This window comes from Roseofilum acuticapitatum BLCC-M154 (assembly GCF_030068475.1).
Classification (GTDB): Bacteria; Cyanobacteriota; Cyanobacteriia; order Cyanobacteriales; family Desertifilaceae; genus Roseofilum; species Roseofilum acuticapitatum.
This window is the reverse complement of the sequence record NZ_JAQOSP010000087.1, coordinates 1-15,861: the sequence shown is the minus strand read 5'-3', so window position 1 is coordinate 15,861 and position 15,861 is coordinate 1. Positions and strand designations below refer to the sequence as shown.

Here is a 15,861-nt window from a genome sequence, read left to right as displayed (position 1 = left end):
TGAGTTAGGATAAGGGTACTTAAGCTTATCCTAATTTGGGTAAGCGCCCTGTTCTTACTCCTCAACTGCTTTTCTATTGTTAACCTTGCCGGATTTTAGAAGTGATATGACTAATGAAAATGATCTGATCAAACGTCTTAGTCCCAGTGCAATGGATCAGATCCTGTTATATCTAGCCTTTATTGCTATGAGGAACAGCGGCCATCGCCATGGGGCGTTTTTAGATGCTGCGGCTACGGCGGCCAAATGTGCCATCTATACGACCTACATGGAGCAGGGGCAAAATTTACGCATGACTGGGCATTTGCACCATATTGAACCGAAGCGAGTCAAAGTGATTGTCGAAGAAGTCCGGCAAGCGCTGACGGAAGGAAAACTGCTGAAGATGTTGGGGTCTACTGAACCCCGCTATCTGATTCAATTCCCTTATGTTTGGATGGACAAATATCCTTGGCAACCGGGAAAATCTCGTGTATTGGGTAATAATTTGGTCTCGGAAGAAAAACAAGATATAGAGTCTAAACTGCCTCCTCATATTCCTGATGCCCAAGTGATTCCCTCATTCCAGTTTATGGATCTGATTGAATATTTGCATACGCGATCGCAACACGACTCAAATCTTCCGGCTGACCGACAACTTCCCTTAAGTGAAGCTTTAGCTGAACATATTAAGCGCCGTTTGATGTATTCGGGTACAGTCACCCGCATTGATGTACCTTGGGGAATGCCTTACTATGCTCTCACCCGCTCTACCTATATTCCCATCGATCAGGAAGAGCGCAAATATGTTTTAGTCGAAGATACGGCCCGCTATTTCCAGATGATGCAAGAGTGGGCAGACAGTCCAGGAGAAGAAACCCCCCGCGTCATGCGTATCCTGGAAGAAATGGATATTCCCCCAGAACGGTATGAACAAGCGATGGAGGAACTCGATGAAGTGATTCGGGCTTGGGCTGACCGCTACCATGAAGAAGGGGGGAGACCAATGGTACTTCAGATGGTGTTTGGCCCCCTAGAACAGTAAAGGTTTTGGAACTCCCTTGGGGTCGTTCTAGTCAGGATAATAGATTCGGTGACTTGGCACAGAATCACGATTCCACCTAGAATCTAGGTAGGAATATCTATGTAAATCAATAAATGTTGAGGTAAAGAAGATTGATTAAATCATTGGTTCAATGGGGAAGTCGCGTCAGTTTAATGGGAACTCTGCTGTTGAGTCCTGTAGTGGGAGTGAGCTTGATCCCCTCAGTGGCTGTTGCGATTCCTGAAGCGCAAATACAGCAAAAGTTATCGGGTATTCCGGTTTATGCGATTAGTGATGAAAATGGGGTGTTGCTGACGGTTTCAGTTCCTCGCGATCGCGAGAATCCAGATAGCGGTAGAATCTCACTAACTCGTGTGTTTATCAGTGCGGGGGATGCTGAAAGCTTTTTAGCTGAGGTTCGACAAAACAATCCTGAGATTCCTCAAGGGATGGATGCACGGGCGATTCCCTTAAGTGAGGTGTATAAGTTACACCAACAATATAAGGATACTGAAGAGCCGTTAATTTTTGAGTTTCAGCCCAAGGATGAACAGGTGGCCCAAGCTCGCACGGTGTTACAAGAGGCGGGAGAGACTGAGTTGGCGAATCAGTTTCGGGGTGTGCCTCTGTTTATGGCGAAAGCGGGGGAAGATCAGGGCTATTTGACGATTCAAAATGGCGATCGCCAAGCGGTTTTGGCTTTCTTTGACCATGGAGACCTGGAGCAAGCTCTAGCAGAGTATAAAAAGCAGAACAGTGATGCTAGTTCCCAAGTTGTGGTGCAAGTGACGACTCTAGAGCGGTTGATGGATTTATTGATTACGGAGGACGATCCGTTTCTGCAAAAAGTGGAGTTGATTCCGACACCAGAAGCTCGCGGTTTTCTGAGACAGGAAATGGAACGTCGCCGTCAATCTGGAAATTAAGGAAACTCCTCAGCGATGGTTTCGGGATTAGAGTTGCTGGTGTGGCGAAAACAGGCACAGCAAGAGGCGATCGCCGCGAATATTCCGCCGTCTGAGGTGGATTGGTTGCTGCGATCGCTCTCTAGTCTCGATGCTCTGAGTTTGCGTCTGGAGTTGTTTAAGTCTGAGCCAGAGATCCCCTTGTCTCGTCCTTGGGGGGAAATTCAGCACCTTTGGCAACAGCGAATTGAGGCTAGGGTTCCCCTCCAATATCTGATTGGGGAATTAAGTTGGCGAGATTTGAATCTTCAGGTGGCTCCTGGGGTGTTAATTCCCCGTCCAGAAACGGAACTGTTAATTGATTTAGCTCTGGCTTCTGATGTGGCTCACCGGACTGGAGATTGGGCGGATTTGGGTACGGGAAGCGGGGCGATCGCGATCGGTTTAGCTCAAAGTTTACCTGAAGTTACCGTTCATGCAGTGGATCGCAGTTTAGAAGCCTTGGCGATCGCCCGCAGAAATGCTGCTAACTGTTCTTTTAGCGATCGCATTCAGTTTTATCAGGGCTACTGGTTCACTCCCCTAGAGCATCTCCAAGGGAAACTGATAGCCATGGTATCTAACCCTCCCTACATTCCCACCCGCTTAATTAACGAGCTACAACCGGAAGTCACCCACCATGAACCCCATCTTGCCCTTGATGGCGGCTTAGACGGCTTAGACTGCATTCGTACCCTAGTTAACGTTGCTCCCGACTATTTGCAACCGGGAGGGTTATGGCTGGTGGAAATGATGGCTGGACAAGCCGAGCAAGTGCAACAATTACTCCTGGATAATAGCAATTATCACCGGATTGAAATCCACACCGACTTAGCTGGGATCGAGCGCTTCGCCCTGGCTTATCGGCGACTCTCTTAAGATACAAGGGGCGGGTTATACCCAAATCTTGTAGACTGACAACTATTTTTGTATTCATGTCCGCTTGCGGAAACCCGCACGAATCGCACCCAGGTCTCTACAGTACACAGGAAGCTGTCCGGGGGTGAGACTCTCATAAGGATTAGAGGGAACGGAGAGGGGGGGATTCGAACCCCCGAACAGCTATTAACTGTTAACACATTTCGAGTGTGCCGCATTCAACCGCTCTGCCACCTCTCCGAATATTAGGTTTTATGGATCTTAACATAAAGTGGCAAGATTTATGCAAAATCCGTACAATCAGTTACTTAAAGCCAGGCGATCGCCCACTATAGTCAAATTTATCTGCTATTGAAGAGCGATCGCACCCTAAGATTCAGGAGGACAATCCATGAATTACACCTTTGACATTTTGGGGGTTTCACCCATTTTACATTTTTTCAACCATCAACAAGAGAGAGCCATAGAAGATCCTCGCAAAGGCGCTGAGTACGTTGCCACCTATGAATGCACCCTAGACGCATTTCTACAATCCGTTGAACCCGTTCCCCCCTCCAGGGGTTGGGAATTAGATCGAGTCGTCGATACCGTCATCCATTACTGGATGAACAATGCAGAAGGAATTCAGCATTGGAAAGAGCGCTTAGATCGGGCAGGAAATGATAACCTATTGGTGGCTAGACTCGCCGATGTCAAAGCCTTAAAAGCTGAATTTGATTCCTTACTCGGTTAGCGCCTTGTCCTCGGCAATAGGCAAGAGGGGGATAGGCAATAGGCAAAGATCCCCCCAAGCCAGACCCATTTTTAATTTTTAATTTTTAATTGATACCATGTCCCTCAAAAGTCGATATGTATTCAGTAGCATTCTACTGTTAGCCACCATCGCGCTCTTATTGAATCGACCTTTCAACGTTGTGGGGATGGCTGGACTCACTACTTTTTGTTTAGCTTATTTCACGAAAGGAATCAGACGATCCTCTTAAAGTCGGTTTACGCGCAACCAGCCAGTAAGTATCCATTTCTCCTTTGCCTTTCACAAAAATTTTACCCCGTTTTTCCAAAATATATTGCTCTTTTAAGGCTTCATACACCAGTTCAGTCACTTGAATTCTACCTGGTTCTCCCGACGATTCCATCCGAGAAGCCACATTTACCGTATCTCCCCACAAATCATAAATAAATTTCTTTTTACCAATCACGCCTGCAATCACAGAACCCATGTGCATCCCAATCCGAATCTGAAAATTATCCCCCATAGGCGTATGAAATTGACCCATATAAGCTTGCATGGCTAAGGCCATCCGCGCCATAATATCGAGATGATTGGGCATCGGATCGGGGAGTCCTCCTGCTACCATATAGGCATCACCAATCGTCTTAATTTTTTCGAGTCCATAGGTTTCCGTCAGTTGGTCAAACGTGGAAAAGATTTGGTTGAGCATGTCCACCAGTTGAATCGGTTGAACTTGAGCCGCTAGGGGAGTAAATCCGACAATATCGGCAAATAGAATGGTTACGGATTCAAAATCTTCAGCTAAAGAGGTTTGATCCTGCTTTAACTGATCGGCGATCGCCTCTGGTAGAATATTCAAGAGTAACTTTTCTGACCGCTCTTTTTCTTGTCTCAGAGCTTCCTCTGCTTGCTTGCGCTCGGTAATATCGCGAAATCCCCACACCCTTCCCATGATCTGATCGCCAACTTTCTGGGGACGAGAAAATTGTTCAAAGACTCGACCATCCTTAAAGGGAATAATACCCGTTCCTTCTGCTTCTGGGTTATTCACCATTTCTTGCTGACGGTGTAGGAAAGCTACGGGATCTTCCACTTGTTGTGCCAGAAAATGACGCTGTTGTTGCACATCTTGAGAGGCTACAATTTCTGGAGGGACTTTCCACATTTTGATAAATTGGTTATTATAGGCGATGATATGTTCAGATTGATCGACCGCAATAATGCCATCTGCAATCGATTCTAAGACAGCTTTCTGCAAGGCCAGGGCATTTTCTAAGGCAACTTGAGCTTCTTTTTGAGGGGTAATATCCCGGACAACCCAGATCACGGACTGTTCTGAAATGGGAGAAACATTGGCTGAAAACCAATGTTTTATACCGCGAATATCCATCTGATACTCAACTCTCTGAGTTTGACCCGTTTCTAGTACATGAGCAATGGTTTTTAAATGCCAATTGGCTAATTGTACATCTAGAAACTCTCGGATATTCTGATGGAGTAAGACCTCTCGCCTGTGACTTAAGAAATCATCACTTCCAGAAATAATTTTTTCATACTTTCCCTGTTTATTCAAGACTAAAATCAATTCAGTCATGGCTTCAAATAAGCCTCGCAACTCTGCTTCAGCCGCCGCCAGAGATGCAGTCCTTTCTTCTACACGCTGTTCTAAATCTTTATTGCTTTGATCGAGAATTGAAAAAGTTTTAGTAAGCTGCTCTGCCATGCTATGAAAAGAGAGAGCCAGTTGTCCCAATTCATCAGAGCGGTTGGGTAATTCAGGCGCTTTCCAACTGCCCGCAGCTAGGGCTTGAGCAGAACGATTTAAGGTTAAAATGGGATAGGTCACCCAGCGAGCCGTGAAGATGCCACTAATGACGGCTACAATTAAGGCAAGCACACATAATATAATGGTATTTTTGGTATTATCATGAATCTGAGACATAAAATCAGATTCTGGGACGGCAATAACAATCAACCAATCTAATCCATAGGCATCTTTTAGGGGTAAAATTTGTAGAAAATGGGGATTGTTTTCTAATTCAAACTCTAGTTTTTGAGGTCGGTCTATATTGTGAAAATCGCCAAATTCTTTTTCAAGAAAAATCGCAGTATTTTTGATGATAAAATTTTCACTTTGGTCGGCTTTGATTTGAGTCTTAGATTGATCGGTGAAAAGGGCTTGATTAGGATTAGATGAAGCGACTAATTCTCCATTACGCTCCATAATAAAAATTTGCCCCGATCGCCCAATGGTCAGTTCTTGTAAAAAATCAGTAATACTGCCTAAAGATAAGTCAACGCCCAAAACCCCTTGGAAGTTGCCTTGATTATCATAAATGGGTTGACTGGCAGTTAGTCCTAAACTTTGGGTCGAGACAAAGAGATAGATATCACTCCAGATGGGCTTTTTGGCTTGTTGTGCCGCTTTAAACCAAGGGCGAACTCTGGCATCATAGGTTCCGGTTTCTAAAAGGTCTTGGCGGTTGCCTGCGCTATCGACTGAGTATTTATAATACGGGCCACTGACGAAGTTTTCGGTTACACGGATAATGGACTGGCCATTATCCCCTTTCCCCGACAAGATAATTCCTCCTTCGGGAGTGCCAAAATAGATGAAGGTTAAAAAATCATTGACTTGACTTTGTAGCCAAAATTGTTTTTCTAGGAGTTGGGGAAATTGGAGATCGAGAAGGTTTAAGCGAATGGATTCGGCATTGGTTTGATTGAGCCGATGGGGTTCTTGGAGATGCGATCGCAAATGACCATCGACGCGATCGCCAATTTCCGTCATTAATTGATCCGCTAGATCTTGCACGGCCCTTTGTCCAGTGCGGTAGGACAAATAACCGACTAATCCTACTGTGGCACAGATTTGCACGACAAAAGGAACGACTAAAACCAGCCGTAAAGGAAGACGTTTTAGGTATTGGGACGTTGCTTGCCAAACCATTCAGGGGATTGGGGAGAAGGGGAGAAAGAGGAAGAAGACCACAAGGTTGACAGATGGAGCAATCTTGTACTCAAAGTTAGCACATGGATTGAAGGAGAGCATCAGAAAGGGCCCTTCAAGGGTAAAATATGTCCGTGGTACTTCTGCGACACAAGCTGTGATTGAGCGTTATACTCTGCCCGAAATGGGCGAAATTTGGACGGATGACTTTAAGCTAAAGACTTGGTTACAAGTTGAAATTGCGGTCTGCCAAGCCCAGGCTGAACTGGGTTATATTCCGACTGAGGCCGTGGAGGAGATCAAAGCAAAAGCTAAGTTTGATCTCAAGAGAGTTTTAGAAATTGAAGCCGAAGTCCGTCATGATGTGATTGCTTTTTTGACTAATGTTAACGAGTATGTAGGAGATGCTGGACGCTATATCCATTTGGGATTAACCAGTTCAGATGTCCTAGATACGGCGTTGGCGCTGCAAATGGTCGCCAGTTTAGATTTAATCCAACATCAGGTTGAAGAACTGGTGCAAGCGATTCGCTATCAAGCGGGCCAACATCGGAATACGGTGATGGTGGGACGATCCCATGGAATTCATGCGGAACCGATGACATTTGGTTTTAAGTTAGCGGGATGGTTGGCGGAAGTTCTGCGTCATCGCGATCGCCTTTGTCATCTCCAGTCCCAAATTGCCGTCGGTAAAATTTCGGGTGCAGTGGGAACCTATGCCAATATTGACCCCAAGGTAGAAGAGTTAGCTTGTCAATACTTGGAATTACAACCCGATTGTGCCTCAACTCAAGTGATTTCCCGCGATCGCCACGCCGAATATCTGCAAACCTTCGCCCTACTTGCGGCTTCCATTGAACGGTTTGCAGTCGAGATTCGCAACCTCCAGCGCACCGACGTTCTAGAAGTGGAAGAATACTTTGCTAAGGGGCAAAAAGGCTCGTCTGCTATGCCCCACAAACGCAACCCCATTCGCTCCGAACGACTCACCGGTTTAGCTCGCATTATCCGAGGTCATGCGATCGCCGCCTTAGAAAATGTAGCCCTCTGGCACGAGCGGGATATTTCCCACAGCTCCGTAGAGCGAGTCATTCTACCGGATGCTTGTATCCTGCTGCACTTCATGCTCCATGAAATCACTAACCTGGTGAAAAACCTCTTGGTCTACCCCGAAAACATGAAGCGCAACATGAACGTTTATGGCGGGGTCATCTTCTCCCAACGGGTTCTCCTAGCCCTAGTCGCCAAAGGACTACAGCGCGAAGAAGCCTATAAAATCGTTCAAGAAAGCGCCCACCAAGCCTGGAACAACCCCGATGGGGATTTTCGCAACCTGATTAGTCAACATCCCCAGGTTACCCAATCCCTTTCTCCAGAAGAGATTAACGCTTGCTTCGATCCCCATCAACATCTGAGACATCTAGATCGGGTGTATCAACGGTTGAGCATCTGAGCATATTCCTGAAGGGGGGTAACTTCCACCAAGAACGAATATTCTAACTGAGAATCATGGGAGACCACTTCTAGCCTGTAGTCTCCCGACTCCATCAATTCCCCTGTCCATTCGGGGAGACTCTCATCAGTAGTCTGCCAATCTTGGGTTAATAGCTCCCCATGAGGATCGACGATTCTGGGTATAGTCCCTTCTACATTTTTCAGGGTTAAGGCTTTTCCCGGTGGCACATGAATTAAATAGCGGTGGACTCCTACACCCACCATGCGGTCTTTAATGGGGATTGAGGATTGGCGAGGCCCTAAATTTAATCGTTCTACTTTTTCATTGCAAGCACTATCGACTTCCGAGCGTTTGACCCAGCCTTTAGTAGGGTCAATAATTTCAAACCATTGGTCAGTGCCATTCAGGATGCCAATCCACCGGCCGCTTTCTAATTCTCCCACGATCGCCCCATTATTTTTCGGCGTGGCTCGCACATATAAGGGAGACTTTGTTGTAGACAGTTGTGCCATGCTAATCACACAGTATTGCAAATCTCTGACTAGAGTCTCTTGAGAAGCCATTAACTCTACAGGAGTCCAATTTTTATTTAAATGGGGAGGAAGCAACGATCCCTTTTCTGGATCGATGTTAGGGGTTACCCAATGAGCCGTTTGCTGAGAGACAGCTAGATTGGGGGGAGTCGGATCGGAGGCTTGTGAGCGATCAATAGATACATCAGTCCGCTCCGCAGGCGGCGCTCCCCACCGGTCTAAAGTTTCTACATTTAAACTGGCCAACAAACCGACCAAACCGACAGCAATAACCTTGGGAGATTTAAAAGAAATATACATATTACATCCTTTGATTTCAGTTGAAACTTATGCCCTAATCGGTCTAAGTCCCAGATACTTTGACTAAATTGAGTTCCATTATTGACACCATAACCGATTTTTCCCAGAACTGCAAATCCTATACTGGTAATGATCCCCGGCTTTTTTAGCGCTCCGATCCGTAAGATTTTCGCGATCTCCGTTGGCAATAATACGGTTGATTGTGGACACAAAAAAGGGTTTGATTTTCAAACCCTTACTTCAGCTTATTTTAAGGATTTATGGTCTGGGTTTACTCACCGCAAGCACTCAGTCAGTTTATTAACCCGTGTTTTCAAGTCATTTTCTGTCTATTGCTCTCTAGAAATTTTGTCATAGAGTCGCTTGAGCATCACCACCATTTCGGCACGGGTGACCAGTTGGTTGGGTCGGAAGGTTCCATCTTGGTAACCACTAATCAGGTTTTCTTGTACCGCCCATTCCAGAGCGTCATAATACCATTGACTTCTGCCATCGGGATATACATCTCTAAACATGCGCTTCTTCTCCGTTGCAAACATATAGCCAGAATAATAAAACACGCCATTCTCTACGAGACGGCCAATATCGCCCACTCTGATACGATAGCTATTAAACCGTTGCACTCCATAATAATTATCGATCATCACCCTGGCATAGCTGGGATTTTGCCGGTCTTGGGTCATGCGGACTGCATGGCCGTAGGTGCGATCGCCAAAGGAAGTTTGATCTAAGAACCCATCAGCATTAAAATCTGCATTATATTGGGCACTCCCCCGGTAACCGGTGACCACACTATAGCCTTTACCCAAAACTGAACTGAGCTGTACACCAGCCATATCCACCCGATAAGAAACGAGCTGTTCCCCACGGTTATTCCACCATCGGCGCAACAAGTCTACCGCCTGATTAATATACCAGCCTTGACTATCGGAAAAGCCGTAACGCCGGGCTTCTTGAATCAGTTGCCCAAATTCAGCTAGACTAAATCGATACCCGGTTAAATCGGAAATTGCCCCAGCCGCCGCAAATAGGGTACAGGACATGGGATGGAGTTCGAGTTGATTATATTGAATTTGCCGATCCCAAAAAGTCGAAGGAGCAACCGAAACATCTTCGAGAATATTTCCCAGTCGCCAGTCTGAGGTGCTATAGGCTTCTTTGGCCGCATAATAGCCGTAAGGAACCGTTTGCTGTTCAGTCATAATTGAATACTTTTGAGCCACACTTATCTTAACCTGAGTTTGACTCAGGGCGATCGCGCTGGACATTGCACCAACGATCGTCAAATAAAGTATCAATTATCCCGTGAGGAGTTGTTGGAGCGATTTGGCGATCGCTCCAGGGATAGGTAGCCCGATCGCCCCCAATCTTTTAGAAGTGTAACGGATAACTTTAGTATACCGTTACAGACCGGTGGCTATATTCTTCTGATAATTGTGATTTTCGCTTACTGCCCGAACTTCAGCAGGGCTTGCAGCAAGCCTATCGGGCAGATTTTTGTGTCGGTTATTTTACCTCTTACCTTTCTTCTTCATCCCCAACATACCCGCAGCCAACAGACCTAAAGCAGCAGCAGCACTGGGTTCAGGAACTTCATTGGGAGGTTCGTACTCTTCTTCGCCATTAAATGTCCACAAACTAGCGTGGGATAAGCCTCTACCCTGACCATTATTTGGGTTCACCGCTACACCAAGGGTGTCAAATTCTCCTTCAATTTTACCACTGTCTAACTGTGCTTGGGTGATGGTGAAGTCTTCAAACAGGTACACACTGTAACCCCCTCCAGAAGCGTCAGCGCCCGCTTTGAAGCTTACAGCAAATGTGGCAGTTAAATCATCTCCGAATAAAGCCGCGAGATTGTTATTAATAGACCAAGTACCACTGGCAAAATCATTATCTGCTGAAAAGTCAAACTGTCCAGCTTCTCCATCAGACTTACCGCTTAAAGACCAGTCACTGCTTCAACCATCGAACAAACCTCCATTCAGGTCGCTCAGTAAGGTTCCGGTATTTCCTGTATCATTACCAGCAAATTGCCCTTCGCAAGCACTGTAGCTGATGCCCGCCAGGGTGATATTCGAGGCGCTACAGAGTAGAGGTTCTGTTTCTTGAGCTTGAGGTTTAGCTTGTGCGTCAATAGCAGAGAAGCCAACGAGGGTGGTAGCTAGTAGTGTAGAACCGATTAGGGTAGAGATAGCAGATTTCATTATATGTACTCCTAGAACTTAGAACAGGCGTGAACAGCTTTTTGTGCTTGCCTTGGCGTTTCCTTATGTTTCTATCATAGGCAACTGATAGAGGAACGTCTACAGAAAAAACCGCATTTTACGAACTCTTCATCCTAGAAGGCTTTTTTCTGATTTTGGGGTTAATTTTCGGTGGTTTCTGGACATCTTTCCGGGCTGAAACCCCTGTCATCTAGGAAATCTAGGTCAAACCCTCGTGGTTTTTACTGAGTCAATTCCCCACATCTTGGGATTGAACCTCATACCTCCCTGTATACCAAGGAATAATCTACGGTTTTCTACGGATAAAGAAAAAACTAATATTCGTATTTACACTTAATAATTTAAGCAGTTGAGGGGATTCACAACCAAAATTACGCAAATTAACTTATAATAGATAGGGCTACAGACCGAAAAGGAAATAGGGGGCAAACTCTCACCCCCTAAACCGATCTACAAGTTTTACTGAAAGCACTCAACGCATATATTTGAGGAGTCCATGAGCTAGGAGTTTCCTAGCCGCTTACTTGCTGGCTTTCTTCTTCATGCCGAACATACCCGCAGCCAGCAGACCTAAAGCAGCAGCCGCACTGGGTTCAGGGATTTCATTGGGAGGTTCGTAGGTGTCTTCTTCGCCACTGTAAGCCCAGAAGCTACCATGAGATAAACCTTGAGCCTTACCTTTATTATTCACAGAAACACCATCAGTGGTGAATGTACCGTCAACCCTACCAGAGTCCAGTTGGGCTTGACTGATTTGGAAATCTTCAAACAAGTAAACACTGTATCCTGTAGAAGATTTGAAGCTAACCGCGAATGTTGCCGTTAAATCATTTCCAAACAGTTGGTCTAGATTCTTCGTTAAAGACCAGGTACTGTCAGTTGAGCCATTGTCTGCGGTAAACCCGTAGCTTCCACCATCACCATCGGACTTACCATCGAGTGACCAGTCATTGCTGAAGCCGTAGGAACCAAATACAGTTCCATCGTTGAGAAAACCTTCTAGAGTCCCTTGATTTCCAGTATCATTGCCTTCAAACTGCCCCCCACAAGCACTGTAGCTGATGCCAGCCAGGGTAATGGTCGAGGCACTACAGAGTAAAGGTTCTGCTGGTTCTGTGTTCTGGTTGGGTCTAGCTTGAGCATCAACGGCAGAGAAGCCAACGAAGGTGGTAGCCAGTAGTGTAGAACCAATTAGGGTAGAGATAGCAGATTTCATTATATATACTCCTAGAGCTGATGAACGAGCATCGGAAAAAGGTTGTTGGCTTTCCTTTGCACTTCCTTATGTCTCTATCATAGGGAACTTGTAGAGGAACGTCTACAGAAAAAACCACACTTTACCAACTCTTCATACTGGGGAACTTTTGTGTGAGGTTTCAAGAAATTTTCTGCGGTTGCTGGGGGTTTTGAATGATTACACCTCTGACTGTATCAGCAGTTTTGACGATTCTCTCTTGACCTTTACCCAGTTGAGAGCCAATTTTACCCGTTTGAGGAAGAAAACCCGTTTTGGCCTTCGGTAACTACTGGGGTATTTTTACGGAGAATCCTGCTGGCCGCGTCATTAGCCCTTAGCAAAGTCCTAGAGATACAGAAAAACCTGGGCAGTACAACTGACTCAGGTTTTTGCTCATGGACTCAGAGATGGCTGGTTATGGGGAACTCTTTAGTCAAGATATCCCATTAAATCGGGCCCATCAATATTATTGTCAGCTACGGGGCGATTGCCCATTACTGTTATGCTTTGGCTGATTTTTAAGTCGGTGGTAGATACGGGACGATTCCCAGAGGTGGCAAAGGTTTCCTTAATTTTAATGCCGCTAGAGGCCACTGGACGAGCGCCTGAAGAAGATAGGGTACTGTTGACTTGCAGGTGGCTGGCTTCAATGGGACGATTCCCTGGAAGAGGCCCGGTTTTGAGGGTATTACTGATTTTCAGATCCGTTGTGCCTACCGGACGGTTACCCGGTAAGGGGGAAAAACGGGTGGGTTGCTCGCTAATTGCTGCTGTTGATTCTGGCTTGGAGCCAAGTTTCAGAGGTTGAGTCATGGGAGTTTCTTCCTTATCTTGAGATGTCACAGGTTTTGGGGTCTCAATGGCACTGGATGAGGCCGGATCGGGGGATTGGTCTGGGGTTGCACTGCTGCTGGTGGTTGTACCGTTATTTGTTTTGTCACTCATAACCCATTGCCTTTTTACCGCTCAGAGAGTTTGCTTATAGCATTTTCAAATGAGATGCGCTCCTTGACAAATGCCCTCTCCCTTTCATGTCCGCTTGGCGGAAAATCCCTCTCCCACGGGAGAGGGACTTCTGCTCCCCTTCTCCCGTGGGAGAAGGGGTCGGGGGATGAGGGCAAGATCTTGTCGCTTCACCAATCAACTGAAAACGCTATATATAGCTAGTCTCAATGAATTGTGCAACTGGAAATGCCCTCTCCCTTTCATGTCCGCTTTGCGGAAAATCCCTCTCCCACGGGAGAGGGACTTATGCTCCCCTTCTCCTGCGGGAGAAGGGGCTGGGGGATGAGGGGCAGCCATTACATAACTCATTTAGGTTTGCTATATAGGGGCAAATAATAGACCTAACAAACTTTAAAAAAAGCTTAAACTGTCTCTAGTGTACGAAAAATTGTGCAAAAACACAAAAATCTGTAAATAAATGTAATTATAGATTAAGCGGGTTGTTTTGGTTTCTTAATCGGTATCGTTGATGGACGGATTTGAGCTAGATGCGCCTTTTGAGCCAACGGGAGATCAGCCAGAGGCGATCGCCCAATTAACCCAAACCCTCAAGGGCGGATATCCCTATCAAACCCTTTTGGGCGCTACGGGAACGGGAAAAACCTATACCATTGCCCAGGCGATCGCCAAAATGGGTAAATCCACTTTGGTTTTGGCCCACAACAAAACCCTAGCGGCCCAACTTTGCCATGAATTGCGCCAGTTTTTCCCAAAAAATCCTGTAGAGTATTTTATCAGTTATTACGACTATTATCAACCCGAAGCTTATCTTCCCCTCAGCGATACCTACATTGAAAAAAGCGCTGCCATCAATGAAGAAATCGATATGCTGCGCCATTCGGCAACTCGGTCATTATTTGAGCATCGATATGTAATTGTTGTCGCTTCTATTAGCTGTATTTATGGGTTGGGAATGCCGACTGAATATCTGAATGCGGCTATTCGGCTAGAAAGAGGACAAGAAATCGATCAACGGCAACTGCTGCGGGAATTAGCAACAATTCAATATACCCGCAATGATACCCAACTCAGTCGCGGAAACTTTCGAGTAAAAGGGGATATCCTAGAAATTGCTCCAGCCTATGAAGACCGAATTATTCGAGTTGAGTTTTTTGGTGATGAAATCGATCGCATCTATTATATCAATCCGACTAGCGGAAATGCTTTAAAATCTTGCAATAATCTGAATGTTTATCCGGCTCGTCACTTTGTAACCCCTAAAGAGCAAGTAGAAATGGCTTGCGAACACATTAGACTAGAATTAAAAGAGCGAGTGGAAGAACTCGAAAAAGACGGAAAATTAGTAGAAGCGCAACGCTTAGACCAGCGTACCCGCTACGACATAGAGTTATTGCAAGAAGTGGGCTATTGTAATGGAGTGGAAAATTATTCCCGCTATTTAGCCAATCGCCAACCGGGAGAACCCCCAGAATGTTTGGTGGATTATTTCCCAGAAGATTGGCTCTTAGTTATTGATGAATCCCATGTGACAGTTCCCCAAATTCGGGCGATGTATAATGGCGATCGCGCTCGGAAAATGGTATTAATTGACCATGGTTTTCGCCTACCGAGTGCTGCTGATAATCGTCCCCTGAAAGCGGAAGAATTTTGGCAAAAAGTCAATCAATGCGTGTTTGTTTCGGCCACTCCCGGAGATTGGGAATTAGAACGCTCGGAAGACCGCATCATTGAGCAGATTATCCGACCTACGGGAGTAATCGACCCAGAAGTTTTGGTGCGTCCCACCGAGGGACAAATTGATGATTTACTGGGTGAAATTAAGCAGCGAGTCAAGCGCAAGGAACGGGTTTTAGTCACTACCTTAACCAAACGGATGGCGGAGGATTTAACCACCTATTTAGAGGAGCGCGAGATTCAGGTACGCTATCTGCATTCGGAGATTCAATCCATTGAGCGGATTGAGATTTTACAGGACTTGCGCGAGGGGAAATTTGATGTTTTGATTGGGGTGAATTTGTTGCGGGAAGGGTTAGATTTACCGGAAGTATCCCTGGTGGCGATTTTAGATGCGGATAAAGAAGGCTTTTTACGTGCCTATCGTTCCTTGATTCAAACCATTGGTCGGGCAGCACGTCACGTAAACGGACAAGCGATTTTATACGCCGATCGCCTGACGGACAGTATAGAAAAGGCGATCGCCGAAACTGAACGTCGGCGCGGCATTCAAATAGCCCACAATCGACTCCATGGCATTACCCCCAAACCGATCAAAAAATCCGCCGACAACAGTATCCTGGCATTCCTAGACCTCTCTCGTCGCCTAAATGCCCAGGGGGTAGACCCCACCCCAGAAGATGTTCCTTTAGAAGAGATTCCGGAGTTAATTGAGCAACTCGAAACCGAGATGAAACGCGCTGCTGAGAACTTAGAGTTTGAAAAAGCAGCTCAATTGCGCGATCGCATAAAATCCTTACAGCGCTTTGCGCTGTAGTGGGGGAATGGGGGAATGGGGGAATGGGGGGAGCAAACAATAGACTTGGTAGAAGCTCTGAGCTGTTCTAGATATCGTTAAAAACCATCATTAATGTACCTCATAGCAGAGGAAACTGCT

General features: G+C 46.0%; 14 protein-coding genes and 1 tRNA gene. 7 read left to right on the top strand and 8 right to left on the bottom strand.

The genetic code is table 11. The annotated features are described in order from the left end of the window. Window positions 1–106: 106 nt before the first annotated feature. The 3 genes from hetR (at window position 107) to prmC (ending at window position 2,847) form a co-directional block, all read left to right on the top strand. Window positions 107–1,024, top strand: a complete 918-nt coding sequence (gene hetR, locus PMG71_RS12780; protein ID WP_283754080.1) for a heterocyst differentiation master regulator HetR — start codon at window positions 107–109, stop codon at window positions 1,022–1,024. 131 nt (window positions 1,025–1,155) lie between these two features. Next, complete coding sequence (locus PMG71_RS12775) at window positions 1,156–1,950, top strand: Tic22 family protein (RefSeq protein ID WP_283754079.1); 795 nt, start codon at window positions 1,156–1,158, stop codon at window positions 1,948–1,950. A gap of 15 nt (window positions 1,951–1,965) precedes the next feature. After that, on the top strand, window positions 1,966–2,847 hold the full coding sequence (gene prmC, locus PMG71_RS12770) for a peptide chain release factor N(5)-glutamine methyltransferase (protein WP_283754078.1): 882 nt from the start codon (window positions 1,966–1,968) through the stop codon (window positions 2,845–2,847). Window positions 2,848–2,999: 152 nt separating this feature from the next. On the opposite strand, the gene PMG71_RS12765 is transcribed toward prmC, so the two are convergent. Beyond that, a tRNA-Ser gene (locus PMG71_RS12765) sits at window positions 3,000–3,087 on the bottom strand. 151 nt (window positions 3,088–3,238) lie between these two features. On the opposite strand from PMG71_RS12765, the gene PMG71_RS12760 reads away from it, so the two are divergent. After that, window positions 3,239–3,580 (top strand): hypothetical protein, encoded by a 342-nt coding sequence (locus tag PMG71_RS12760; protein WP_283754077.1) that lies wholly within the window; start codon window positions 3,239–3,241, stop codon window positions 3,578–3,580. A 211-nt stretch (window positions 3,581–3,791) separates the two neighbouring features. Here the strand turns inward: PMG71_RS12760 and PMG71_RS12755 are convergent, their stop codons facing one another. After that, complete coding sequence (locus tag PMG71_RS12755) at window positions 3,792–6,530, bottom strand: adenylate/guanylate cyclase domain-containing protein (RefSeq protein ID WP_283754076.1); 2,739 nt, start codon at window positions 6,528–6,530, stop codon at window positions 3,792–3,794. Window positions 6,531–6,687: 157 nt separating this feature from the next. On the opposite strand from PMG71_RS12755, the gene purB reads away from it, so the two are divergent. After that, a complete protein-coding gene (gene purB / locus PMG71_RS12750) occupies window positions 6,688–7,983 on the top strand; it encodes an adenylosuccinate lyase (protein ID WP_283754075.1) in 1,296 nt (431 codons plus the stop codon). Here purB and PMG71_RS12745 read toward each other — a convergent pair. Together PMG71_RS12745 and PMG71_RS12740 are read right to left on the bottom strand one after the other, a co-directional pair. Continuing rightward, window positions 7,965–8,819, bottom strand: a complete 855-nt coding sequence (locus PMG71_RS12745) for an SH3 domain-containing protein (RefSeq protein WP_283754074.1) — start codon at window positions 8,817–8,819, stop codon at window positions 7,965–7,967. The genes purB and PMG71_RS12745 overlap by 19 nt on opposite strands. 329 nt (window positions 8,820–9,148) lie before the next feature. Beyond that, window positions 9,149–10,021, bottom strand: coding sequence for an S-layer homology domain-containing protein (locus PMG71_RS12740; protein WP_283754073.1), 873 nt, complete (start codon window positions 10,019–10,021; stop codon window positions 9,149–9,151). A 12-nt stretch (window positions 10,022–10,033) separates the two neighbouring features. Between PMG71_RS12740 and PMG71_RS12735 the strand changes: the two genes are divergently transcribed. Continuing rightward, the gene (locus tag PMG71_RS12735) at window positions 10,034–10,171 is read left to right on the top strand and encodes a hypothetical protein (protein WP_283754072.1); all 138 of its coding nucleotides are present in this window, start codon (window positions 10,034–10,036) and stop codon (window positions 10,169–10,171) included. A gap of 159 nt (window positions 10,172–10,330) precedes the next feature. On the opposite strand, the gene PMG71_RS12730 is transcribed toward PMG71_RS12735, so the two are convergent. The 4 genes from PMG71_RS12730 to PMG71_RS12715 form a co-directional block, all read right to left on the bottom strand. Next, window positions 10,331–10,588 carry a PEP-CTERM sorting domain-containing protein gene (locus tag PMG71_RS12730; protein ID WP_283754071.1) on the bottom strand — a complete coding sequence of 86 codons (258 nt, stop codon included), beginning with the start codon at window positions 10,586–10,588 and terminating at the stop codon, window positions 10,331–10,333. Window positions 10,589–10,780: 192 nt separating this feature from the next. Next, window positions 10,781–11,026, bottom strand: a complete 246-nt coding sequence (locus PMG71_RS12725) for a hypothetical protein (protein WP_283754070.1) — start codon at window positions 11,024–11,026, stop codon at window positions 10,781–10,783. A 541-nt stretch (window positions 11,027–11,567) separates the two neighbouring features. Further along, window positions 11,568–12,263: a PEP-CTERM sorting domain-containing protein gene (locus PMG71_RS12720; RefSeq protein WP_283754069.1), complete on the bottom strand. Its 696-nt coding sequence runs from the start codon at window positions 12,261–12,263 to the stop codon at window positions 11,568–11,570. A gap of 450 nt (window positions 12,264–12,713) precedes the next feature. Then, window positions 12,714–13,229 (bottom strand): hypothetical protein, encoded by a 516-nt coding sequence (locus PMG71_RS12715; RefSeq protein ID WP_283754068.1) that lies wholly within the window; start codon window positions 13,227–13,229, stop codon window positions 12,714–12,716. Window positions 13,230–13,758: 529 nt separating this feature from the next. On the opposite strand from PMG71_RS12715, the gene uvrB reads away from it, so the two are divergent. Next, window positions 13,759–15,741 carry an excinuclease ABC subunit UvrB gene (uvrB, locus tag PMG71_RS12710; protein WP_283754067.1) on the top strand — a complete coding sequence of 661 codons (1,983 nt, stop codon included), beginning with the start codon at window positions 13,759–13,761 and terminating at the stop codon, window positions 15,739–15,741. Window positions 15,742–15,861 lie beyond the last annotated feature (120 nt).